Genomic DNA, 21,991 nt, shown 5'->3' with positions numbered 1-21,991 from the left:
CATCGGCTCTCTAAGGAAGTCAGACAGTTGCGAGACGGCGCGAGACGCACCGGCGTGCCGCTTCAGGTGCCGCTTCAGGTGCCGCTTCAGGTGCCGCCGCTCCGCCTGCGTGCGCTAACGGCTTGCTCTCGGCGCGTTGGACGGCTTCGGCGGCGCTTTGGCCGGCGGCGGCAAGGTGCGCAGGGCAGCCTGGAAGCTCAGCGACTCCGTGTGCGCCGGATGCGCGAAGTCGTTGTTCGCGCCAGGCAGATCGGTGCGAATCAAGAGGACCTGGCCGGGCACGTCGTCGGCGAGCAAAAAGGTGTAGCGCTTGGCCGTGTATTGCGCGAAGCGCTCCCCGTTCGGATCGTTCAGGTACGGCTGCACGACGATGCGCCGCGCACGGACGGACTTGCCGGCGGCCTCGCCTGTCACGGACTCGATGCGCGGACCGGCAGCGAGCGCGAGGCGCAGCCGCTGCTGAAAATAACGGCGCTGGCCGCCTGTCAGACCCTGCATTTCGGAGATGTCGCGCTCCAGAAAATAGATGATCACCGGATTGCACTGAAGCCCGCCAATCGGCAACGGCACGTTGCCGCTATGGTCCGACACCTGGGCGTCGCCTTTCGCGTTATCCGGGCTGAGCACCAGCACCTTGACGAGGTCGGCGCTGCGCGACGGCTGTTCGGAGTTGACCACCGCGTAGTCGAGCTCGGTCTGCGCGGCGACACCGTGCAGGTGATCCGTCGTGAAGATGAGATGCTCGGCCGGCGTGATGTCCTCGCTTCCCGGCGATCCCGCTGCGCGCGCGGCGAGCGGCACGACGCACAACGTCCATATCATCCATGCCGCCAGCGCGCGAAGCCAGCCGCTTCCTGACGCCATCGCCGTCATGGCGACGCATCGCCGGGCTTCGATGCCGGCACGTCGACAGGTTTGAGCAGCGGCACCTGGTAGCTGGTCAGGATGCTGTCGATCTTGTCGTGGTTCGCGCCGATCCATTGATCCACCTTGTCTTTCCACGCCTTCTCGCCATAACGGACGCCCATCGAAATCGAATAGTCGAAGCGGATGCCGGGCCCGGCGGGAAACGGCACCAGCTTGACCGTGTCGCCGGCACGTTTGGCGAAGTAACCCGCGATCGGCCCCCACAGGAACACCACGTCGACGTGGCCCGCGCGCAGGTCCTGCTCGATCATCTGGCCAGGATATTCCTGTGGATCGCCGCTTTGCACCTGGTACGAGACCGCCTGATCGATCAGATCGTGGCTGAGCAGCCAGTCCACCGCCGGGGTTTGCGAAAAGATCCCGAAGCGAAGCTTGTGCAACTGTTCCGGCGGCAATTTGAGCAGGTCGTCAGGCGTGTTGATGTTGGCGAATTCGGGGCGCTTCGCGAACACCATGGCGTAGGTCGAGCGTAGATACGGCTGCGTCGTCGACGTCATGTCGTATCCCTTCGGCACGCCGATGATCAGGTCGCACTTGAAGCGCTCGCTGCCTTCCGCCTTCTCGCGCAGCGTGTGACGCACGAAGCCCATGCGCTGCGGGAAGTAGGTGTACTCCAGCTTGTAGCCGAAGTCGCTGGCCATCTCGCTGGCGATCCGGTTCTCGTATCCCTCGCCCTTGTTGTTGGACAGGGGCATGTTGTTCGGGTCGGCGCACACCCTGAGCACGCCGTCCGCGCCGTCGTTATTGGGCAGCGCCGGACCGTCGGCGTTGACGGCCGCGCTCGCCAGCGCGGCGCAGCAAAGCGCGGCGGCGATCAGCGTGGCGTGGACGGACATGCTTCTTTTATGACGCATCGTGAGCCTCCGAAAGAGTAGCGGCGCCGGCCTTATTTGGCATCGATCGCCTGGAGATCGCCGGGCTTGATCTGGCCATCGGAGCGCCCTTTCAGATACGCATAGAGGTTTTCCCAATTCTTCTGCATCATCTGGCTGGTGCTGAAATCAGGCATGCCTTTGTCCACTCGCCCGCCGAACACCGTTCGATGAAACTCGTTCTTGTCCAGGGTCTTGAAAGCGTCGATGAGCGACGGTCCGACCATGCCTTGCTGCTGTGCTCCGTGGCAGCGTTCGCAAGCGAGCGCGCGCCATGTTTTCCACCCTTGCAGCGTATTACTGTCGACCTTGCTACCGTCGACCACCTTGTATGCGACCTGCGCCACCGAGGGATTGTTCTGCGCGTATCCGACAGGGAGCAGGACGAGTGCCGCGGGCAATGCCGCAAGCAACAAGATTGATCGGCCTTTCATGCATGTGTCTCCTTCGATATGAACGGCGCCCCCTGATGCGCTTCATGAACGCATCGGCGAAACGGGCGCGCGCGGGAATGATTCGACCGCCGCACGGAACGGACGGCCGGTGCGCCCTGCTGCAACAGACGCGCCGGCCGTGCATATCAGTGCGCCCCGGTCATTCAGCCTTTCTCACCGGGAATCGCGAACACGAAGAGCGTGCCGCCGAGCGCGGTGTACTTCGCCAGTTCACGATAACCACCGACCGCGCCCAGACCTTCGGTCGACTTCTCCAGACCGGCCGCCATGCCGATACCGGCCCAGCCGCCGATGCCCGAGTACACGCCGATGAACTGCTTGCCCTGATACTCGTAGGTAAAGACGTTGCCGATAATCCCGGACGGCGTCTTGAAGCGCCACAGTTCCTTGCCGTCCTTGATCCGGACCGCCTTGATGTAGCCTTCGAGCGTGCCGTAGAACGCCACGCCGCCAGCGGTGGCGAGCACACCCGACCAAACCGAGAATTTCTCCGGCTTGGACCAGACGATCTTGCCCTTGCTCGCATCCCACGCGATGAAGTTACCCATCGAATTGTTGTCGTTCGGGCCCGGATACATCGACAGCGTGGCGCCGACATACGGCTGTCCTGACACGTAGTCGACATCGAACGGCTCGTAGTCCATGCAGACGTGGTTGGTCGGCACGAGGAACAGGCTCGTCCCCGGATCGAATGCCGCGGGTTGCTGGTCTTTGGAGCCGAGTGCTGCCGGGCAGATGCCCTTCACGTTGTGATCGGAGCCTGCTGCCTGAGTCGAGTACGCCGCGTTGCGAATCGGCAGGCCGCTCTTCATGTCGACACGGTCAGCCCAGTTCACCGCCGGATCGAACTTTTGCGCGACGAGCAACTGTCCGTTTTCGCGATTGAGCGTGTAGCCGAAACCGTTCCGATCGAAGTGAACGATCGCGGGCACCTTCTTGCCGTCGATGTTCAGGTCGGACAGGATCATTTCGTTGACGCCGTCATAATCCCATTCGTCGTGCGGCGTCATCTGGTAGACCCATCTGGCCTCGCCGGTATTCAGGTCGCGCGCGAAGATCGACATCGACCACTTGTTGTCGCCCGGACGTTGCGTCGGGTTCCATGTCCCCGGATTGCCGGTGCCGTAGTAGACAAGATTGAGTTTAGGATCCCACGCATACCAGCCCCACGTGGTGCCGCCGCCCAGTTTCCACTGATCGCCCTTCCACGACTTGAGCGATGAATCCGCGCCTACCGGCACCATCTTGCCGTCGGTGTAGGTCATCGTCTTCTGCGGGTCGATCAGCATCTCGCTGTCGGGGCCCGTGCTGTATGCCGTCCAGGCCGGTTTCCCGGTCTTGATGTCATACGCAATGAGACGCCCGCGCACGCCGAATTCGCCGCCCGAGATACCGGTCAGCACCTTGTCGCCGAATACGTGCGGCGCGTTGGTGTTGGTTTCACCCGCTTTCGGATTGCCGTTCTGCGCGGTCCAGACCACATCGCCTGTTTTCGCGTTCAGGGCCACGAGTTTGGTATCGGCCTGTTGCAGGAAGATCTTGCCGTCGCCGTAAGCGAGACCGCGGTTGACGGTATCGCAACACATGACGGAGACGACCTGCCCGTCCTGTTTCGGTTGATACTGCCAGATGAACGTCTGATCCTTCAGGTTGATGGCGATGACCTTGTTGGGGAATGGCGAGTGGATGTACATCGTGTCGCCAATCACGAGCGGCGCGCCTTCATGGCCGCGCAGCACGCCGGTCGACATGGTCCATGCGACCTGCAGCTTGCCGACATTGTTCTCGTTGATCTGCTTGAGCGGGCTGTAGCGGTGATTCGCATAATCACCCGCCTGGGCCGCCCAGTTGGATGGATTTTTCATCAGGCCGTCGAGCTGCGAATCGGCTTGAGCGGCGATAGCGCCAAAACCTGCCGATGCGAGGATCGCGAGCCCAAGAACCACAGTGCGTAAGTTCATGTCTCCTCCAGATTGTCCTGCTGTTCAACTCACGAATGACCCACGCTACCTCATCGCATCGTGCGCGCCTTCTCGAGTGCAGGTAACGATCAACGCCCTATCCCAATCGATGTCGGGCTTCGCGGCGCATAAAGGGCCAACGCATATTCCATGCCGGAAAGTGCCAACGGTTGCCTGCATCCCGCACGCGCGCCCCTCGACTCCAGTCGCGCGCCGCGCTGCAGCCTTTGGGTCCTTCCGGATCGGCGTCACGGTGTGACGAGCTTGACCCGGTTGCGCCAGCGAGGGCGACACATACTGTGTCACTTCCGTGATACGAAACGTGTCCTTGGGGCGTCGCGACTCGCGCAGTTGGCCCGTCACTTGCATCAAGCTGTAGTTCGGCGGGCGATTCCCGCATCCGAGGAGCAGCGGTCATGGCAAACGCAGAGCAGGTCTATTCCGACGACGAGGTCCAGCAACGCCTCGTCGGTCCGCTCCAGCACTGGTATCTCGAGGACGGCTGGCTGCGGCGCAAGTACCGCACCGAGGGCTGGAAGGGAACGCTGATGGTGGTCAATACGGTGGGGCATCTCGCCGAGGCCGCCTGGCATCACCCGGATTTGACGGTCTCCTACGCATTCGTCACCGTGAAGCTCAAGACACATAGCGCCAAGGGCATCACGGACAAAGACTTCGCGCTCGCCACCAAAATGGAATCGGTGATCCAGTGGCAGCCTGGTCTCGAAGAGGGGCCGCTCGAAGGCACGCCGTCCGACGATCAGCGCTTCCGCTATATCAAGTACGACGCGCCCAAAACCGCGCAAGGCAGTTGAGAAGGCAAGCCGAAGCGCCCCCCTGGCGCGCGTTCCCGGCCAGCGGACGCCTGCCGCCAGCCGCCCGCCGCCCGCTGCAACAGCAGGTGACACAGTGCACCTTCGGCGTCACACAGCGTCCACGCATGCGAGAGAGCGCGACACTGAGCGCGTCGCGCGGCAGCCTGGAACAGCCGTGGCAGTCATGGTCCGCGCCTGGTACGGCTTCTGCTTGAAGTCGCCCGGCGCACTGCGGTTATGGCCTGCGCCGGATTCCATGGCGCCCTCCGGCCAGACCCTGTTCAGCGCACCCACAAGGACACTTGCGATGCCGCTTCAGATTCGCCGCCTCCCGCCTCACACGGCCGTGACAATCGAGGCGCCCGCGCGCCTGCATCTGGGCTTTCTCGACCCGAACGCGTCGCTCGGGCGCGCATTCGGCAGCTTGGGACTGGTGATCGACACGCAGGGCACACGGCTCGAAGCGCGCCTCGCGGAGCGCGAACAGATCGGCGGCGCCGTGACCGAAGCGGACCGCGAGCGCATCGCGCTTTGCCTCGCGCGGTTGCAGGCCGCTTACGGACCGGCGCCGGTCGCCATCAACGTGATTCGTGCGCCGCGTGCGCATACCGGCCTCGGCTCCGGCACGCAGCTGGCGCTGGCCGTCGGCACGGCGTTCGCGCGCCTCGTCGGCCACCCGGCGAGCAGCGCCGAACTGGCCAGCCTGCTTGGGCGCGGCGCCCGATCCGGCATCGGCATCCTCGGTTTCGAAGCCGGCGGCCTGCTGCTGGACGGCGGCCCGGCCCGCGATCTGCGCCAGAGCGCACCGCCGCTGCTCGCGCGCCAGCCGTTTCCGGATGAATGGCGCGTGCTGCTCGTGAGCGATCACAGCCGCGAGGGTTTGCACGGCGCCGAGGAGCGTCGCGCCCTCGCCTCGCTTGCACCGTTCCCGCAGCGGCTCGCCGCGCACCTGTGTCATCTGGTGCTGATGCGGATTCTGCCGGGCGCCGCGGAATGCAATTTCGCGCCGTTCGCGGACGGCCTTACCGAAATGCAGCAGACCATCGGCGAATACTTCGCCACCGCGCAAGGCGGGGTATTCGCGAGTCCCGACGTGGAGCGCGTGTTGCGTGCGGTCGCCGCGCAGCGAGCCGCGGGCATCGGCCAGACTTCGTGGGGACCGACGGGTTTTGCGATCGTCGCGAGTGCGCGCGCGGCCGACGGCGCGCTCGCCACCGCGCAGGAAACGGCACGCGCCCTGCCCCACATCGAATGCACGATCGTCGCGGGACGAAATAACGGCGCGACCATCCGCAGCGCCGAGGCGCGCGCCCAGCGGATCGACGCCGCATGACGCCCTATCCCATCTATCCCATCCATCCCCTCCCGGCCGACACCCGCCACGGCAGCGCTGCCGACGCGCTCCCATGAGCCCGGCGCCGCGCAGTCCACGAGAACGCCACTGAAACGAGCCTCCTGCCATGTCCGAAACCATCGAAAGGCCTTATATCCTGCACATGTTCACGGCCACGCCGCAGATGAGTCCGTTCGACGTCAACATGGCAGCCGACGCCGGCTACCAGGTCATCGTGCCGTATTGCGGCGTCGACACCGGCATGGTGGCGAACCTCACCCAGGACGCGATTTTTTCCCGCGGCCCCAAAGGCGTGTCGCGCACCGGCATCTTCATCGGCGGACGCGACGTGATGCAGGCCGCCGACATGCTCGATACCGCGCGCAAAGCCATGGTCCCGCCGTTCGAAGTCTCGGTGTTCGCCGATCCGAGCGGCTCGTACACGACGGCGGCCGCGCTCGTCGCGCTGGTCGAACGTCATCTGGGCAAGCAACACGGCATGGAACTGGGCGGCAAGCGGGTGCTGATTCTCGGCGGCACGGGCGCGGTCGGGCGCGTGGCGGCGGCGATGGCCGCCTCGCGCGGCGCCGACGTGACGATCGCGAGCCACCACAGCCACGCTCGCGCGCTCGGCGTAGCGGCCGAAATCAACCAGCGCTTCGGGATCGTGACCAACGGCATCAGCACGGCGACAGCGGACGAATTGCGCGGCGCGCTGGCCGATGCGGAGATCGTGCTCGCCACCGCGCTCGCGGGCGTTCAGGTGGTCAGCAGCGCGGATCTGGCGCATGCCAGGCGTCTATTGATCGCCGCCGACGTCAACGCCGTGCCGCCCGAAGGCATTGCCGGCGTCAACGTGATGAACGACGGCAAACCGATCGACGGCGTGCCGAATGCGGGCGCGGTCGGCATCGGCGCACTGGCGATTGGCAACGTCAAGTATCAGGTCGAACACCGGCTGTTCATGCAGATGCGCACCGGCGGCAAGCCGGTCTACCTCGGCTTCCCGCAAGCGTTCGACGAGGCCCGCGCGGTCGCGGCCGGGCTCGGCTGAGCCGGCCGCCATGAAGTCGCGCCAGCCGCAAGCGCATGCGCCGTTCGTCGCGGTAGCCGGCCTGTCCGCGCGCCTGCTCGCGCAGTCCGCGGCGCGCGCGGGACTGCGCGTCGCCGCGCTGGATATCTTCGGCGACCGCGATACGCGAGAGGCGTCGGAGGTCTGGTTCGATATCGGCGGCGGCGCACTGACGATCGATCGAAGCCGGATCGTCGACGCGCTCACGCGCGTTGCGCACCTGCCGCATTTGCTGGGCTGGATCGGCGGCAGCGGGCTCGAGCCCCTGATGGCGCAACTGTGCCGCGAACCCGGTTTGCCCAGATTCATCGGCAACGATGCGGAGGCGAGCGCCGCGGTACGCGAGCCACGGCGCTTTTTCGCGCTGCTCGACGCGCTGCGAATTCCGCATCCCGCGGTCTCGTTCGAGCGGCCCGTATCGCCCGCGGGCTGGCTGGTCAAAGATGCGCACGGCTGCGGCGGCACGCACATCAAACCGGCCGCGGCACTCGACGCAGACGCCGTGCCCGTGCCCACGCACGGCTACTTCCAGCAAATCGGCAACGGCCTGCCGCTGTCGGCGCTATTCATCGGCGCGCGCGGCCGCGCGCACCTGATCGGTTTCGCGAGGCAACTGACCTGCACGCTGGGCGATCTGGCGTTCGTGCATGGCGGATCGATCGGTCCGATCGATCTGCCGCCGCAGCTCGCGGTGCGCGTGCAGGAAGCGCTCGACGCCCTCTGTGCGCGCACCGGTCTCGTCGGCATCAACAGTTGCGACTTCCTGCTCGAAGGCGACGCGTTCGACGTGCTCGAAATCAACGCGCGGCCTTCGTCCACGATGGCGCTTTACGAAACCGCGTCGCCCGATGCATGGCCACGCGGACTGCTCGCATGGCACCTCGAGGCATGCCGCGGCGGCCGGCCGCCGCCGGGTGCGAGCATCGCTTTGGCCCGTCAGCCGCGCTGGTGCGCCGGGCAGCAGGTGCTATTCGCGCCCAGGTCGTTCACCGTGTCGAGCGGCTTCTCCGATGCGTGCCTGCGCGATCCCCAGTGCCGCGACGTGCCGATGCCCGGCACGCGCGTCGACGCCGGGCAACCCGTCTGCACGCTGCTCGTGCGCGCGGCGTCGGAAGACGCGGTGCGGCGCGCGCTGGATGCGCAGCATGCCTGCGTCGTACAACGAATCGAAACCTGCGATGAACCCGACCATGTCTGCATCCCCTGCTCCTCCTGAAGCGTCCGCGCAGTCCGCCGCGCCCGGCGTCAACGCGTTGAGCGAGCGGCTCGTCGCCCGGCTGATCGACGAAGCGGCGCGTCTCAATATCGCGATCACCCGGACGGCCGGCGGAACGGTGATCGCGGATGCCGGCGTCCACACCCGCGGCAGCATCGACGCCGGGGTGCTGATCGCGCGCATCTGCATGGGCGGGCTCGGCCACGTCGCCGTGCGCTCGAACTTCGACGCGGCACCGCTGTGGCCCACCATGATCGACGTGCGCACGTCGTCGCCCGTGCTGGCCTGTCTCGGCAGCCAGTACGCGGGGTGGAGCCTGGCGGCGACCAGGGAGCAGACCGGCGGCAAGAAGTTCTTTTCGCTGGGCTCCGGTCCCGCGCGCGCACTGGCGGTCAAGGAGCCCTTGTTCGCCGAACTGGGCTACCGCGAACATCACGATCGCGGCGTGCTGGTGCTCGAAGTCGACCGCCTGCCGCCGCAGATCGTCATCGACAAGGTGTTGCATGATTGTCACCTCGCGCCCGAACGGCTCACGCTGATCGTCACGCCGACACAGTCTGTCGCGGGAACGGTACAGGTCGTGGCGCGCGTCGTCGAAGTTGCGTTGCACAAAGTGCACGTGCTCGGCGTCCCGCTGGACGAAGTGGTGGAAGCCGCCGGCTCGGCGCCGTTGCCGCCGCCCGCGCCGGACGGGATTCAGGCGATGGGCCGCACCAACGACGCGATCCTCTATGGCGGCCGCGTGCATCTGAGCGTGAAACACGACGAAGTCGCGCGACGCCTCGCCGATACCTTGCCGGCCGCCAATTCGCGCGATTACGGCCGGCCCTTTGCCGAGATCTTCACGTCGTTCAATTTCGACTTCTATCAGATCGATCCGGCGCTGTTCGCGCCCGCCGAGGTCTGGGTGAGCAGCCTCGAAAGCGGCGCGACCTACCATGGCGGGCGGATCGAGAGCGGTTTGCTGCAGGATCAGTGGGGCGGCAAGTCCGTCGCGCCATGACGCCCGTGCAAAACGGCGCAAGCCCGAACGCGGAGCCGGACGCGCATCCCAGCGCCACTCACACTGCCGCACGGATCGCGATCATGACCGATGAAACCGGCTGGCACACCGGACGCCTGAAGAAAGCGTTCCGCGCGCGCGGCGCAGAAGCGCGCTGTGTCGACCTCGCGGATTGCCGGATCGACACCACGTGGCAACCCCACGGACTGGTGCTACCCGGCTTCGGCCACGCGCTGCCTGACGCGGTCTTCGTGCGCGGCATCGCCGGCGGCACGTTCGAGCAGGTGACGTTGCGGCTCGGCATTCTGCATGCGCTGCGCGAGTCGGGCGTGCCGGTGTACAACGATGCCCGCGCGATCGAGCGCAGTGTCGACAAATCGATGACCAGCTTTCTGTTGCACCGCGCCGGCGTGCCGACACCGGCCACCTGGGCCTGCGAATCCGCGGCGTTCGCCCAGCGCGTCCTGATGCGCGAAGCGGCGGCAGGGCGCCAGGTCGTGCTCAAGCCGCTATTCGGCTCACAGGGCCACGGGCTTAAACGGCTCGGTGCGCGCCGCGGTTTGCTCGCGCCATTGCCGTCGCTGGCGCGTTACCAGCAGGTCGCTTACCTGCAGCGCTATGTGCCGGGCGGACGCCCGGGCTTCGACTGGCGCGTGCTGGTAATCGGCGGGCAGGCCGTGGCGGCGATGCGGCGGATCGGCGGCAAAGGCTGGATTCACAACTTCGCGCAAGGCGCTGCCTGCGAGCCGGCCGAACTCGAGCTGCCGCTCGCGCAAACCGCCGTGCAGGCCGCGGCTGCGCTCGGGCTCGACTATGCCGGCGTGGACCTGATTCCCAATCCGGACGATGCCGCGCGCCCGCTCGTGCTCGAAGTCAACGGCGTAGCGGCATGGCGTGGTTTGCAATCGGTCACGCCAGTCGACCTCGCTGCGGCACTTGCCGACGACCTGCTCGATCGCAAGCTGGCAGCGCGGCAACGCCTCGTCGAGCGGGCCGGGGAGCTAGCCTGCGTCGCGTTGCCCGGCCATCATGCCTGAGCCCCGCGCGATCCCGCCCGACCCGGTTCGCGCGGCGTTCCTCGCTGCCTGCGCGCTCGACGTAGCCACACCCAAACCCGGCAACGTCAGCGTCCAAAGCCCCGGCCACGGGATGAGCGCGGCGCAGTTCCTCGCCAGCGCGGACGCCGCGGCCGACGCGCTGCTCGCGCGCGGCGCACCGGTCGGCCTGCGGATTCTCGATGCCGTCACGCGCACGCGCGAGGCGGTCGGCTGCAACACGAACCTCGGCATCGTGCTGCTGGTCGCACCGCTCGCCGCGGCCCTCGATCACACCGGGCGAGCCCCGTCCGTGCAAAGCTGGCGTGAAGCCACGGCAAAGGTGCTGGCGGCCCTCGATGTCGACGACGCGCGCCTCGCCTACCGCGCGATCGCCCTCGCCAATCCGGGCGGCCTCGGCGAGGCCGCCGAGCAGTCGGTCCACGCGCCGCCGACCGTCGGCCTGCGCGATGCGATGTGCCTCGCCAGCGAACGCGACAGCATCGCGCGGCAATACGCGAACGGCTTTCGTGACATCTTCGAAACCGGTCTCGCGGCCTATGGCGAAGCGCCGCCCCATGCACCCGAAGTGGCGATGCTCAACGTGTTCCTCGCCTTCCTCAGCGGCTGGCCCGACTCTCACATTGTGCGCAAACACGGCATGGCGCTGGCGCAGAGTGTCACGCTTGCGGCGCGCGAACAGCGCGTGCAGTGGCGGAAAACGCCGCTCCAATCGCAACGCGCGCGCGCCTCCGCGCAACTCGATGCATGGGACGCCGAACTCAAGGCGCACGCAATCAACCCCGGCACCAGCGCGGATCTGGCGGTGGCCACGCTGTTCGTCGCCGGTTGCCTGAAAGCGCGCTAGTGGACGCCCGCCACAGCGCCGACACCGCGCGTTGGCACGAAAAATGTTAGTTAGTACCACCGTGCATCACCACGCTGCCGTGCGATGCAGACTCGAATGACAGCAGGCAGCGGCCAGTCAGCAGGTCCGTACTCACACATCGGAGGAACAGAATGGCCAAGATCAACCGCGTCATGATCGGAGAGTCGCTCGTCGGCGACGGCAACGAGGTCGCGCATATCGACTTGCTGATCGGACCGCGAGGTTCGGCTGCGGAAACCGCATTCTGCAATGCACTCACCAACAATAAGGATGGCTTTACTTCTTTGCTCGCCGTCGTCGCGCCGAACCTGCTCACCAAGCCGAATACGATCCTGTTCAACAAGGTCACGATCAAGGGCGCGAAGCAGGCCGTCCAGATGTTCGGCCCTGCGCAGCACGCGGTGGCGCTCGCGGTCGCCGACAGTGTCGAAGACGGCACCATTCCGCAGGACGAGGCCGACGACCTGTTCCTGTGCGTCGGCGTCTTCATTCACTGGCAGGCGGACGACGACAAGAAGATCCAGCAGTTCAACTATCAGGCCACGCGCGAGGCAATCAAGCGCGCGGTCAACGGCGAACCGAGCGCGGCGGAAGTGGTGGCGCAAAAAGGCAGCGTCTCGCATCCGTTCGCGCCGAACTGACCTGGGGCGACAAGGGGAGGAGACGCGGCGGGGTCGCCGGGCCGCCTCCTCACGCACCCATTCACGTGACTGACAGCCAACCAGTTCGTGAAGCAGGCCCAATGCTCTGACAGAGGCACGCAATGACCATAAGATGCCGGACCGTAAGATGCCGCGCGCTGCTCACCTTCACCTGCCTGGCGTTAGCGGGGCCGCTCGCCTGGGCGGGCAGCGCGGCGCCCAGGTCGTCCGCTGCGGCGGGCGGCTACAACTATCCGACCGAGGGCCGGGTGGAATACGTGCTGACTTGCATGGACGACAATGGTCACGATTTCGCGAACGTCTATAAATGCTCGTGCGTGATCGACAAGATGGCCGCGGCACTGCCGTATGACGAGTTTGTCGGCCAGTCGACCTTCTCGAAGTATGCGACGCTCGGCGGCGAAGGCGGCTCGGAATTCCGCGTCGACCAGGCGAAGGCGCAAACCAGGAAATTCCGCACGCTGCAGACGGATGCGTATCAGGCATGCGGACTCGGTCCGCAGAAAACGCCCACGGTCGCGAAATGATGCAGTGCACACAGATACCGCGCGGATAACTTGATACTGACGGCGGCACCGCTTGCGCGGTGGCGCCGTCTATCGGCGCTGTTCAGTCCAGTTCAGTCCAGTCCAATTCAATTCAGTTCAGTTCGGCACCAACCCTTTCCCGAGCGATGCGTAGCTCACAAGGCCGGCACTTTCTGCCGGCGCGTCGCTGCGGCGTCGTTCGATCTGCACGCCGACGGCCGCCACGTCGTCGAATTTCGCCGGCTTCGCAAGCGACACGCGCACCCAGTGAGCGCCGAAATCGGCGATCAGCAATTGCGCGATGGTCTCCGCGAGCGCTTCGAGCAGGCGGACCCGATGCGACGCGAACAGCGCAAGCAGCGCTTCGCGTACGGCTGCATAGTTGACCGTATCTTCGATCCGGTCCGTGGTGCAGGCGCGAATCGCAGGTACGCCGATTGCGAGGTTCACGCGCACGGGTTGCGGCACGTGCAACTCACTGCTGTCGATACCAATGACCGTCTCGCCTATGAAGTTTTCGATGAACACGATATCCATGCGCTCGGACAACGCGCTGGTGTCGGAGCCGATGCTGGGGAAAGCGGTAAGGCGAACGGTATCGATACGATCCATGGTGTACTCCGCCGCGACGCGGCTCTGGTTAGCGCGTTAAAACAACCGGTCAGAGACGGCTGGAACGGCAGGCGGCACACTGTGTGCCGAAGCTGCAACACGCCCGCGGCGTTAGTCCGTCATCGAGGCAAGCAAGCGGTAAAAGCAAGGGTAAAAGCAAGTATCGGGCGCGGTGCCCAGAGATAATGCGACTTCTTGTTGAACCAAACCGCCATCGGGCGTACAGTTTTAAGGCGCCGCCAAATAGCACGGACGGTCGCTCAGGCGTATGCGAACGCGAGATGTCGCAGCGTCAGGGGAATACAGGATTGAAAAAGCGGCATTCGTGGCGCACTTAATAGCGTGTCCGAAATGACGCAACGGAGACAAACCCCATGTCGTTGCTCGCTGACAGCAATACGCACGTCCGAGAGGTATTGAACGTTGTCAATCATCAATTGACAACACGCCCGACGAGCGAATCCGTCGCCCAATCGTGGGCGCGCTGCATCAACGAATTCCAGCTGGATCCTTCCCGTTTCGTCACGCCGCCGGTCCTCACGCAGTACGAACTAAGCGCACGCCGCGAAGCGCTCGGCGATCTGATCGCCTGTTCGAAACTCGAGATGACGACGCTCTATCAGCAACTGGCCGACCCCGAACTCGCGGTCGTGCTGGTCGATTCAGGCGGCGTGATCATTCATCAGGTGTCGTCCGTGCCGTTTGCCGAGGCGGTCGCCGACGACGGCTTCCGGGTCGGCGCGCTGTGGAGCGAGCGCGAAGCCGGTACCAACGGCATGGGCACCTGTCTTGCCGAGCGCGACTGCATCGCCGTCTGCCAGCACGAGCATTTTTATCCGCGCTACACGTCGCTCACCTGCTCCGCCGCGCCGATCTTCGACGACAGCGGCGAGATCGCCGGCGTGCTCGACGTCACGAGCCGCTCGAAGCTGCTGCAGCAGCACTCGCTGGTACTCGTGGGCATGTCCCGGCAGATGATCGAAAACCGGTTGCTGGATGCGCGTTACCGCCACGCGAACATGATTCATTTTCACAGCCGCCCGGAATTCGTCGGCACCCTTCACGGCGGCAAGCTCGCGGTCGCGGACGACAGCACGGTGCTCGCCGCGAATCGCAGCGCGCTGTTCCAGCTCGGCTTCCGCTCGCTCAGCGAATTGCGCGGCCGGCGCATCGACGAGGCCTTCAATGCTTCGCTGGAAGATATGATCGCGCGCAGCATCCGAGGCTCGTTCCATCCGGTCACCGTGTATAGCGCGAACGCGACGAATCGCTTCTTCCTCGTCGCGCAGACTCCGCAGAACAGCGCCGGGCGAGCCACCCGGGTGCTCGTGACCGATCCCGCGGCGCGCAGCAGCAAGGCGCCCGACAAACGCGCGGCGTCGCCGAAACTCGACGAGATCGCGCACCTGGAGTTCGGTGACCCGCGCATGGCTTCGCAGATCCAGTTGGCCGCGCGCGTGATTCAACGGAAGATTCCGATCGTGCTGAGAGGGCAAACCGGCACCGGCAAGGAAGTCTTCGCGCAGGCGCTGCATAGCATCAGTCCACACGCCGACGGTCCCTTTGTGCCCGTCAACTGTGCGTCGCTGCCCGAGAACCTGATCGAAAGCGAGCTGTTCGGCTATCGCGCCGGCGCGTTCACCGGCGCCCAGCGCGAAGGACGGCGCGGCAAGATCGTGCAGGCCAACGGCGGCACGCTCTTTCTCGATGAAATCGGCGACATGCCGCTCGCGTTGCAAGCGCGCTTGCTACGGGTCATCGAGGAACACGAGGTCACGCCGCTGGGCACTGAAACCACCGTCAAGGTCAATTTCCAGTTGATCAGCGCGAGCCACCGCAATCTGCTCGAACTCGTGCATAGCGGGGAATTCCGCGAGGACCTGTATTACCGGCTCAAGGGTGTCGAGCTGAATCTGCCGGCACTTCGCGACCGGCTGGACAAGCTGCCGCTGATCCACCACCTGCTCGCCATTGAAACCGACGATCCGCCCGAGCTGACCCCGGAAGCGGAACACGCATTGCTGACTTACGACTGGCCCGGCAACATCCGTCAACTGCGGCACGTGTTGCAAATGGGCGTCGCGCTCTCCGACGGGCAGCCGATCCGTTGCGAGGACTTGCCGCCCGAAATCACGCAACGCGCGCCGGCCACGGACATACCGACCGCGCTGCGCCTCGCCACCGCGGACATGGACACGCATGCCGCCGACGACGCCGACCTCTCCGCGCTCAACGCGATCCAGTTGAACGAGCGCGAAACCGTGCTGTCGCTGCTCGACGAGCACCGCTGGAACGTGAGCAACGTCGCCAAGGCGCTCGGCATCAGCCGCAACACGTTGTACCGGAAGATGCGCCGGCTGCACATCCGGCTCTCGCATGAAGGCTCGCCGTCCGACGGAATGCCACTCGACCTCGACGCATGACCCACACGCCCGCACGCGATCTCGCCGACTTCAAGCCGGACGCGCGCTTCGCGTGGTGCGTGACCGGCTCCGGCCATCTGCTCGAAGAATCCATCGCGCTCGCGCTGCAATTGCCGCGCGTGGATCTCTTCCTGTCCGCGGCCGCCGAGGAAGTGCTGCCGCTTTACGGCTGGCCGCTCGACAAACTCCGCGAAAACTTTCGCGTGCTGCGCGATAACAGCGCGAGCGGCGTGCCGGTCGGGATGCTTTATCACGGTATCTATCACACCGTCGTGATCGCGCCCGCCACCAGCAACACGGTCGCCAAATGCGCGTACGGCATCTCGGATACGTTGCCGACCAACATGTACGCGCAGGCCGGCAAGCAGTGCATCCCGGGCATTGTCTTTGCGTGCGACACCGAACCGACCGTGGTGACGCACAGCCCGGATGAATGGGTCGAACTGCGTCCACGGACGATCGAACTCGACAACGTTGAGCGCCTGTCGCGCTTCGAATATACGACGCTCGCCCGCTCGCTCGACGAACTCAAAGCGGCGCTCGATCAACGCCTGTCGACCCTCGATCTCGCATGGACCACATCCTCTTCCTGACGGGCCGGCTTGCGCAACCGAGCCTGTTGCGGGTGCTCGACAGCATGGCGCCGACGCCGTTCAGCTGGGAGGTCCGCGAAATCGGCCTGCAGGTCGCCGCGTTGATGACGGCCGACCTGATCGTGCGCCGCGTGCCCGCGCCGGTCGACGCACAGCGGGTGATCGTGCCCGGCCGCTGCCGGGGCGATCTCGACATGCTGTCCAATCACTATGGCGTGCCGTTCGAACGCGGTCCTGAAGAGGTCAAGGATTTGCCGCAGTTTTTTGGCCGCAAGGCGCGGCCGTTCGATTTGAGCCGTTACGAAACGGACATCTTCGCGGAGATCGTCGATGCACCGCGCCTCGACCTCGCCGGCATCGCCGCGCGGGCGCGCGAGTATGCCGCCCAGGGTGCCGACGTCATCGACATTGGCTGCCTGCCTGAAACGCCGTTTCCCCATCTCGAAGACGCGGTCCGGCGGCTCAAGGCCGAAGGCTACCGGGTGAGCGTCGATTCGATGCGCACCGACGAACTGCTGCGCGGCGGCCGCGCGGGCGCCGACTATCTGATGAGCCTGAACCTCGATACGCTGTGGATCGCCGACGAGGTGCCGTCGACACCGATCCTCGTCGCGCGCGACCCCGGCGACCCGGCCTCGCTCGATGCCGCGATCGACCAGCTAGCCGCGCGCGGCCGCGCGTTCCTTGCCGATCCGATTCTCGATCCGATTCCGTTCGGACTCGCCGCGTCGGTTGCGCGCTACGTCCGGTTGCGCGAACGTTATCCCGCGATCGCGATCATGATGGGCGTCGGCAACGTGACGGAATTGACCGAAGCCGATACGAGCGGAATCAACGCGGTGCTGCTCGGCATGGCCGCCGAACTGCGGATCGCCGCGGTGCTCACCACCTCGGTGAGCCTGCATGCGCGGCGCGCAGTGCGCGAAGCCGATGTCGCGCGCCGCGTGATGCATGCTGCGCGCGACGCGCAGGTGCTGCCGAAAGGGATCAGCAGCGATCTCGCGACCGTCCACGCGAAACGTCCCTTTCCGTATAGCGCCGACGAAATCGATGAGCTTGCCCGCGGCGTGCGCGATCCGAATTTCCGCGTGCAGGTCAGCGCCGCGGGCATTCACGTCTACAACCGCGACGGACACCGGCGCGGCGACGATCCATTCGCCCTCTATCCGCAGTTGAACCTCGAGACCGACGGCGGCCACGCGTTTTATATGGGCGTGCAACTCGCGCGCGCGGAGATCGCCTGGCGGCTCGGCAAGCGTTTCGATCAGGACCAGCCGCTCGACTGGGGCTGCGCGCTCGACCGCCCCGCAGAAGACCTTCTCGTCTGGCACGCGCCCGGCGAAACGATGAAGAAAGGCTGACGGGCGCGCGACAGCCGCCCAGTCATCCGGCCATTTCCGCCATGCCGGTGCTTTCCTTCACGGTACCCAGCTCGTCGCGCAGCCGCGCGATCGCCTGAGCGCGATCGGCGGCGCCGAAAACGGCCGAGCCGGCAACCAGCACGTCCGCGCCCGCCGCGGCGATCCGCGCGATGTTCGACGCCTTCACGCCACCGTCGACTTCGATCAGCAACGGGCGCCCGGTACGCTGCATTGTCGTATCGACCCGCTCGCGCAGCAGCCGCAGCTTGTCCAGCGTTTCCGGAATGAACGCCTGGCCGCCGAACCCCGGATTGACCGACATCACGAGCACGACGTCGAGCATTTCCATCACGTGATCGAGCACCGGGAGCGGCGTGCCCGGATTGAGCGCAAGCCCCGCGCGCGCGCCGTGGGAGCGGATCAGTTCCACGGTTCGATGCACATGCAACGACGCCTCGGGATGAAAGCTGATCAGATTCGCACCCGCCTCGGCAAACGCGCCGACGAGTGGGTCGACTGGCATGGTCATCAGATGCACGTCGAACGGCACCGTTGTGTACGGCCGGATCGCCGAGCACACCAGCGGCCCGAAGGTGAGGTTCGGCACGTAGTGGTGGTCCATCACATCCAGATGGATCCAGTCCGCGCCGGCCGAGGTCACGTCGCGAATCTCGTCGGCGAGACGGGCGAAATCCGCCGACAGCAGCGACGGGGCAATCAGGAATTCGCGCATCACCTTTCTCCTTGGAAGTGCTCAGGGCTCAATGCTTAATGCTCGTTGCTCGTTGCTCGTTGCCCGTTGCCCGTTGCTCGTTGCTCAGTGATAGCGGTGCGCCATCGTGTCGAGCGGGAGCGGTTTGATACGGGCCGCCTGGCCCGCGCAGCCGAACGCCTCGAAGCGCTCGACGCAGATCGCGCTCGCCGCCGTCGCGGCCTTCAGCGCCGCGCGCGGATCGAACTCGGAACGCTTGCGCGCACCCGCCGACGCCTGCAGGATCACCGGGCTGCCGGTGGCCTCGGCGGCCTGTATGATCGCGTGGATCTGCTCCATGTTGTTGACGTTGAACGCGGGCACGCCGTAGCCGTGTTCGGCCGCGTGATCCAGCAGTTGCCGCAGGGTGATGAACGCCATTGCATACTCCTCGAGATGGAATCGGAACGGGCTTGAAGCGGGCTTGAAGCGGATCGAAACGACTCAGCGCGTGCCGTGCGCGACGCGGCGTGCTTCGTCCAGTTCGGCGGCATAGGTTCGACGCGCGTCAGGCGCGCGAGCGCCGGTCGATCAGCTGAAGAATCATCGGCGTGAAGATCAGCTGCATCGCGAGTCCCATCTTGCCGCCGGGCACCACGATCACGTTCGGTCGCGACATGAATGAGTCGTGCAGCATGGTCAGCAGATACTGGAAGTCGATCCCTTTCGGCCGCGCGAAGCGGATCACCACGAAGCTCTCGTCCGGCTGGGGTATCTCGCGCGCGGTGAAGGGATTCGAGGTGTCCACCGTCGGCACGCGCTGAAAGTTCACATGCGTGCGCGAGAACTGCGGGCAGATATAGTTCACGTAGTCGGGCATGCGCCGCAAGATCGTGTCGACCACCGCTTCATGCGAGTAGCCGCGCATCGTCTGATCCCGATGCAGCTTCTGAATCCATTCGAGGTTGATGATCGGCACCACGCCGATCAGCAGATCCGCATGCCGCGCGATGTCGACCTTGTCGGTGACGGCCGCGCCATGCAACCCCTCGTAGAACATCAGATCGGTGCCCGGCGCGACGTCCTCCCACGGCGTGAAGGTCCCGCCGTCCTGGTTGTAGCGCTGCGATTCGGCCGCATCGTGCACGTAGTGGCGCGACTGCCCGGTGCCGCTTTCGCCGTAGCGCGCGAAGAGCGCTTCGAGTTCTTCGAGCAGGTTCGCCTCCGGACCGAAATGACTGAAGTTGGACGCACCGTCGTGTTCATGGTCCTTCATGGCGGCCCGCATGCCGTTGCGGTCGTAGCGATGGAACGCATCGCCTTCGACGATCTGCGCATTGATATGCTCGCGTCTGAAGATATGGGTGAAGCTCTTCATGACGGTGGTGGTGCCGGCGCCGCTCGAACCGGTCACCGCGATGATGGGATGTTTGACTGACATGCGTTTGTCTCCGGATGGCAATGTTCTGGCCGCCGTCTCAACGTGCGATCCGCGTGGCGCTGGCCGGCCTCGCGGCCGCGCGTCAAGCCGCGAAGTCCGGCAGGAAGAGCGTGCGTGGGCTGAACAGCGGCGACGTGAAGGGCTTGTCCTCGCCGCGATCGTATTCACCGTGATAGCGCGCGATACGTTCAACTTCGTTCTTCGAACCGAGAATCACCGGCACGCGTCCATGCAGCGCGTGCGGACGAACGTCGAGAATGCGCTCGCGTCCGGTGATCGACAGGCCGCCGGCCTGCTCGACCAGAAAGCTCATCGGATTCGCCTCGTACAGCAGGCGCAGCCGCCCTTCCATCGCCGGCGTTTTCGAGTCGCGCGGATACAGGAATACGCCCCCGCGCATCAGGATGCGGTGCACTTCCGCCACCATCGAGGCGATCCAGCGCATATTGAAGTCGCTCGCCCTGCAGCCGCTGCGTCCGTCCTTGCATTCCTGCACGTAACGCCGGACGGGTGGCTCCCAGAAGCGCTCGTTGGACGCATTGATCGCGAATTCGACGGTGTCTTCGGGAATCCGGATATTCGAATGCGTGAGCACGAAATTGCCGATGTCCCGCTCCAGCGTGAAGCCATGCGTGCCATTGCCGACCGACAGCACGAGCATCGTCGAGGGCCCATAGACGGCGTAGCCCGCCGCAACCTGCTCGCAGCCGGGCCGCAGGAACGCCGCCTCGCCCACCGCGTCACGCTGGTCGCCGCCGGTGCGCAGCACCGAGAAAATCGAGCCGACCACGCCATTGATATCGATATTCGACGAGCCGTCGAGCGGGTCGAACGCAAGCAGATAGTCGCCGCGCGGATAGCCCGGCGGAATCGCGTACATCTCCTCCATTTCCTCGGACACCATCGCCGCCAGCAAGCCGTCCCACTCGCACTGCTGCACGAAGATCTCGTTGGTCGCGACGTCGAGCTTCTTCTGCTCCTCGCCATGCACGTTGACTGTCTGCGCAGACCCGTAGTTGCCGCCGAGCGCGCCTTTCGTGAGCATCGCCGAGATCGATTTGATCGCGGCCGCCACGTCGATCAGCAGCGCCGAGAGTCCCGCCGTCTCCACCGTGCTCCCGGAAGACGGCGGGCGGTCGAGTGTGTCGATCAGGAACTTCGAAAGTGTCGTACGTCCGTCTTGCATGGCGTTCTCCCTGGAGGATGTCGTGACTCAGCCTGGCGGCGCCGTGATGGCGCGCGATATCGGTGGGGCCGGCGGCGGCTCGTCGAACACGCGGCTCGCGCGCACGTCGGCGGCTTCGATCAATGTGAGGGCGGCGGCGTCGAGCGGCGCGCCGCCTTGCAGCGCGCTCGCGAATAGCCGGTTGGCCTGGCGCAACCGTGCGCGGTCGAGCGCATTGCGCACCGAGCGGGCATTGGCGAAATTCGACTGACGGATGCGCCGCGCCAGATAGTCGGCGAACGCGTGACGCGAGGCGGCGTCGAAGCGGTAATGCATCGTCCCGAGCATGCGCTCGGCGATCTCGAGCAGTTCCGTTTCGGCGTAATCGGGAAACGTGATGTGATGCGCGATGCGCGAACGGAAACCCGGATTGCTCTCGAAGAAAACGTCCATCCGTGCCGCGTAGCCCGCCAGGATCACCACCAGATCGCCGCGCTGATTCTCCATGGTCTGCAGCAGGATTTCGATCGCTTCCTGGCCATAATCGCGCTCGTTTTCCGGGCGATACAGGTAGTACGCTTCGTCGATGAACAGCACGCCACCCATCGCGCGCTTCAGCACGTCGCGTGTTTTTGGCGCGGTATGGCCGATGTACTGTCCGACCAGATCGTCGCGCGTCACCGAGACCAGATGATTGCGGCGAATGTAGCCGAGCCGGTGCAGCACCTCGGCCATGCGCAGCGCGACGGTCGTCTTGCCAGTGCCGGGATTGCCGGAGAAGCACATGTGCAAGGTTGGCGCACCGCCGGCGAGACCCAGCGAATCGCGCGCCCGCTCGACCAGCAGATGAGCGGCCACCTCGCGGATGCGGGTCTTCACCGGCGCGAGTCCGACCAGATCGCGATCGAGTTCGCCGAGCACGTCGCCGATACCGGAGTC

Annotated in this window: 22 protein-coding genes; 12 read left to right on the top strand and 10 right to left on the bottom strand. The window is 65.4% G+C overall.

Features of this window, described 5'->3' with window-relative positions:
- Nucleotides 1-114: 114 nt before the first annotated feature.
- The 4 genes from QOC89_RS25230 to QOC89_RS25215 all read right to left on the bottom strand — a co-directional run bounded on the left by QOC89_RS25230 (nt 115) and on the right by QOC89_RS25215 (nt 4,215).
- Complete coding sequence (locus tag QOC89_RS25230) at nt 115-822, bottom strand: hypothetical protein (protein WP_323047516.1); 708 nt, start codon at nt 820-822, stop codon at nt 115-117.
- A gap of 47 nt (nt 823-869) precedes the next feature.
- Entirely contained in the window at nt 870-1,781 is a 912-nt protein-coding gene (locus QOC89_RS25225; RefSeq protein ID WP_323047505.1) for a substrate-binding domain-containing protein, read from the bottom strand.
- 32 nt (nt 1,782-1,813) lie between these two features.
- The gene (locus QOC89_RS25220) at nt 1,814-2,233 is read right to left on the bottom strand and encodes a c-type cytochrome (RefSeq protein ID WP_179738776.1); all 420 of its coding nucleotides are present in this window, start codon (nt 2,231-2,233) and stop codon (nt 1,814-1,816) included.
- Between the two features lie 164 nt (nt 2,234-2,397).
- Nucleotides 2,398-4,215 carry a methanol/ethanol family PQQ-dependent dehydrogenase gene (locus QOC89_RS25215; protein ID WP_323047504.1) on the bottom strand — a complete coding sequence of 606 codons (1,818 nt, stop codon included), beginning with the start codon at nt 4,213-4,215 and terminating at the stop codon, nt 2,398-2,400.
- Between the two features lie 416 nt (nt 4,216-4,631).
- On the opposite strand from QOC89_RS25215, the gene QOC89_RS25210 reads away from it, so the two are divergent.
- The 9 genes from QOC89_RS25210 (at nt 4,632) to QOC89_RS25170 (ending at nt 12,766) form a co-directional block, all read left to right on the top strand.
- The gene (locus QOC89_RS25210) at nt 4,632-5,030 is read left to right on the top strand and encodes a 4a-hydroxytetrahydrobiopterin dehydratase (protein ID WP_323047503.1); all 399 of its coding nucleotides are present in this window, start codon (nt 4,632-4,634) and stop codon (nt 5,028-5,030) included.
- A gap of 307 nt (nt 5,031-5,337) precedes the next feature.
- Nucleotides 5,338-6,363, top strand: coding sequence for a beta-ribofuranosylaminobenzene 5'-phosphate synthase family protein (locus QOC89_RS25205; protein WP_323047502.1), 1,026 nt, complete (start codon nt 5,338-5,340; stop codon nt 6,361-6,363).
- A gap of 127 nt (nt 6,364-6,490) precedes the next feature.
- Nucleotides 6,491-7,417, top strand: a complete 927-nt coding sequence (locus tag QOC89_RS25200; protein ID WP_323047501.1) for an NAD(P)-dependent methylenetetrahydromethanopterin dehydrogenase — start codon at nt 6,491-6,493, stop codon at nt 7,415-7,417.
- Between the two features lie 10 nt (nt 7,418-7,427).
- On the top strand, nt 7,428-8,651 hold the full coding sequence (locus QOC89_RS25195) for an ATP-grasp domain-containing protein (RefSeq protein ID WP_323047500.1): 1,224 nt from the start codon (nt 7,428-7,430) through the stop codon (nt 8,649-8,651).
- Nucleotides 8,626-9,654, top strand: coding sequence for a methenyltetrahydromethanopterin cyclohydrolase (gene mch / locus QOC89_RS25190; protein WP_416340468.1), 1,029 nt, complete (start codon nt 8,626-8,628; stop codon nt 9,652-9,654). The genes QOC89_RS25195 and mch overlap by 26 nt, the downstream gene beginning before the upstream one ends.
- Before the next feature lie 83 nt (nt 9,655-9,737).
- On the top strand, nt 9,738-10,691 hold the full coding sequence (locus tag QOC89_RS25185) for a RimK family alpha-L-glutamate ligase (protein ID WP_323047498.1): 954 nt from the start codon (nt 9,738-9,740) through the stop codon (nt 10,689-10,691).
- A complete protein-coding gene (locus tag QOC89_RS25180; protein WP_323047497.1) occupies nt 10,684-11,556 on the top strand; it encodes a triphosphoribosyl-dephospho-CoA synthase in 873 nt (290 codons plus the stop codon). The genes QOC89_RS25185 and QOC89_RS25180 overlap by 8 nt, the downstream gene beginning before the upstream one ends.
- Nucleotides 11,557-11,708: 152 nt before the next feature.
- Nucleotides 11,709-12,218, top strand: a complete 510-nt coding sequence (gene fae / locus QOC89_RS25175; protein ID WP_179738794.1) for a formaldehyde-activating enzyme — start codon at nt 11,709-11,711, stop codon at nt 12,216-12,218.
- A gap of 122 nt (nt 12,219-12,340) precedes the next feature.
- Nucleotides 12,341-12,766, top strand: coding sequence for a hypothetical protein (locus tag QOC89_RS25170; RefSeq protein ID WP_323047496.1), 426 nt, complete (start codon nt 12,341-12,343; stop codon nt 12,764-12,766).
- 117 nt (nt 12,767-12,883) lie between these two features.
- On the opposite strand, the gene QOC89_RS25165 is transcribed toward QOC89_RS25170, so the two are convergent.
- On the bottom strand, nt 12,884-13,378 hold the full coding sequence (locus tag QOC89_RS25165; RefSeq protein ID WP_323047495.1) for a dihydroneopterin aldolase: 495 nt from the start codon (nt 13,376-13,378) through the stop codon (nt 12,884-12,886).
- A 374-nt stretch (nt 13,379-13,752) separates the two neighbouring features.
- On the opposite strand from QOC89_RS25165, the gene QOC89_RS25160 reads away from it, so the two are divergent.
- Genes QOC89_RS25160 through QOC89_RS25150 form a run of 3 tightly spaced genes read left to right on the top strand, consistent with a single transcriptional unit; the run spans nt 13,753 to nt 17,755 of the window.
- Nucleotides 13,753-15,801: a sigma-54-dependent Fis family transcriptional regulator gene (locus QOC89_RS25160; protein ID WP_323047494.1), complete on the top strand. Its 2,049-nt coding sequence runs from the start codon at nt 13,753-13,755 to the stop codon at nt 15,799-15,801.
- A complete protein-coding gene (locus QOC89_RS25155) occupies nt 15,798-16,394 on the top strand; it encodes a flavoprotein (protein WP_323047493.1) in 597 nt (198 codons plus the stop codon). The genes QOC89_RS25160 and QOC89_RS25155 overlap by 4 nt, the downstream gene beginning before the upstream one ends.
- Nucleotides 16,373-17,755: a DUF6513 domain-containing protein gene (locus QOC89_RS25150; RefSeq protein ID WP_323047492.1), complete on the top strand. Its 1,383-nt coding sequence runs from the start codon at nt 16,373-16,375 to the stop codon at nt 17,753-17,755. The genes QOC89_RS25155 and QOC89_RS25150 overlap by 22 nt, the downstream gene beginning before the upstream one ends.
- Nucleotides 17,756-17,777: 22 nt before the next feature.
- Here the strand turns inward: QOC89_RS25150 and rpe are convergent, their stop codons facing one another.
- From rpe to cbbX, 5 genes are all read right to left on the bottom strand, one after another.
- Nucleotides 17,778-18,488, bottom strand: coding sequence for a ribulose-phosphate 3-epimerase (rpe, locus tag QOC89_RS25145; protein WP_323047491.1), 711 nt, complete (start codon nt 18,486-18,488; stop codon nt 17,778-17,780).
- A gap of 84 nt (nt 18,489-18,572) precedes the next feature.
- Entirely contained in the window at nt 18,573-18,887 is a 315-nt protein-coding gene (locus QOC89_RS25140) for a class II fructose-bisphosphate aldolase (RefSeq protein WP_416340467.1), read from the bottom strand.
- 127 nt (nt 18,888-19,014) lie between these two features.
- Nucleotides 19,015-19,887: a phosphoribulokinase gene (locus QOC89_RS25135; RefSeq protein WP_323047490.1), complete on the bottom strand. Its 873-nt coding sequence runs from the start codon at nt 19,885-19,887 to the stop codon at nt 19,015-19,017.
- An 82-nt stretch (nt 19,888-19,969) separates the two neighbouring features.
- A complete protein-coding gene (locus QOC89_RS25130; protein ID WP_323047489.1) occupies nt 19,970-21,073 on the bottom strand; it encodes a class 1 fructose-bisphosphatase in 1,104 nt (367 codons plus the stop codon).
- A gap of 27 nt (nt 21,074-21,100) precedes the next feature.
- Nucleotides 21,101-21,991: CbbX protein (gene cbbX, locus QOC89_RS25125; protein ID WP_323047488.1), on the bottom strand; the 891-nt coding region annotated here is incomplete at its 5' end.

It is taken from the genome of Paraburkholderia sp. (genome assembly GCF_034668105.1).
Classification (GTDB): Bacteria; Pseudomonadota; Gammaproteobacteria; order Burkholderiales; family Burkholderiaceae; genus Paraburkholderia.
This window is presented reverse-complemented; position numbering and strand designations above follow the sequence as displayed.

What these genes read in the sequence shown, in the direction of transcription:
- QOC89_RS25230 (WP_323047516.1), bottom strand. Translation starts at nt 822, where the DNA reads ATGATATGGACGTTGTGCGTCGTGCCGCTCGCCGCGCGCGCAGCGGGA.
- QOC89_RS25225 (WP_323047505.1), bottom strand. Translation starts at nt 1,781, where the DNA reads ATGCGTCATAAAAGAAGCATGTCCGTCCACGCCACGCTGATCGCCGCC.
- QOC89_RS25220 (WP_179738776.1), bottom strand. Translation starts at nt 2,233, where the DNA reads ATGAAAGGCCGATCAATCTTGTTGCTTGCGGCATTGCCCGCGGCACTC.
- QOC89_RS25215 (WP_323047504.1), bottom strand. Translation starts at nt 4,215, where the DNA reads ATGAACTTACGCACTGTGGTTCTTGGGCTCGCGATCCTCGCATCGGCA.
- QOC89_RS25210 (WP_323047503.1), top strand. Translation starts at nt 4,632, where the DNA reads ATGGCAAACGCAGAGCAGGTCTATTCCGACGACGAGGTCCAGCAACGC.
- QOC89_RS25205 (WP_323047502.1), top strand. Translation starts at nt 5,338, where the DNA reads ATGCCGCTTCAGATTCGCCGCCTCCCGCCTCACACGGCCGTGACAATC.
- QOC89_RS25200 (WP_323047501.1), top strand. Translation starts at nt 6,491, where the DNA reads ATGTCCGAAACCATCGAAAGGCCTTATATCCTGCACATGTTCACGGCC.
- QOC89_RS25195 (WP_323047500.1), top strand. Translation starts at nt 7,428, where the DNA reads ATGAAGTCGCGCCAGCCGCAAGCGCATGCGCCGTTCGTCGCGGTAGCC.
- mch (WP_416340468.1), top strand. Translation starts at nt 8,626, where the DNA reads ATGTCTGCATCCCCTGCTCCTCCTGAAGCGTCCGCGCAGTCCGCCGCG.
- QOC89_RS25185 (WP_323047498.1), top strand. Translation starts at nt 9,738, where the DNA reads ATGACCGATGAAACCGGCTGGCACACCGGACGCCTGAAGAAAGCGTTC.
- QOC89_RS25180 (WP_323047497.1), top strand. Translation starts at nt 10,684, where the DNA reads ATGCCTGAGCCCCGCGCGATCCCGCCCGACCCGGTTCGCGCGGCGTTC.
- fae (WP_179738794.1), top strand. Translation starts at nt 11,709, where the DNA reads ATGGCCAAGATCAACCGCGTCATGATCGGAGAGTCGCTCGTCGGCGAC.
- QOC89_RS25170 (WP_323047496.1), top strand. Translation starts at nt 12,341, where the DNA reads ATGACCATAAGATGCCGGACCGTAAGATGCCGCGCGCTGCTCACCTTC.
- QOC89_RS25165 (WP_323047495.1), bottom strand. Translation starts at nt 13,378, where the DNA reads ATGGATCGTATCGATACCGTTCGCCTTACCGCTTTCCCCAGCATCGGC.
- QOC89_RS25160 (WP_323047494.1), top strand. Translation starts at nt 13,753, where the DNA reads ATGTCGTTGCTCGCTGACAGCAATACGCACGTCCGAGAGGTATTGAAC.
- QOC89_RS25155 (WP_323047493.1), top strand. Translation starts at nt 15,798, where the DNA reads ATGACCCACACGCCCGCACGCGATCTCGCCGACTTCAAGCCGGACGCG.
- QOC89_RS25150 (WP_323047492.1), top strand. Translation starts at nt 16,373, where the DNA reads ATGGACCACATCCTCTTCCTGACGGGCCGGCTTGCGCAACCGAGCCTG.
- rpe (WP_323047491.1), bottom strand. Translation starts at nt 18,488, where the DNA reads ATGCGCGAATTCCTGATTGCCCCGTCGCTGCTGTCGGCGGATTTCGCC.
- QOC89_RS25140 (WP_416340467.1), bottom strand. Translation starts at nt 18,887, where the DNA reads ATGGCGTTCATCACCCTGCGGCAACTGCTGGATCACGCGGCCGAACAC.
- QOC89_RS25135 (WP_323047490.1), bottom strand. Translation starts at nt 19,887, where the DNA reads ATGTCAGTCAAACATCCCATCATCGCGGTGACCGGTTCGAGCGGCGCC.
- QOC89_RS25130 (WP_323047489.1), bottom strand. Translation starts at nt 21,073, where the DNA reads ATGCAAGACGGACGTACGACACTTTCGAAGTTCCTGATCGACACACTC.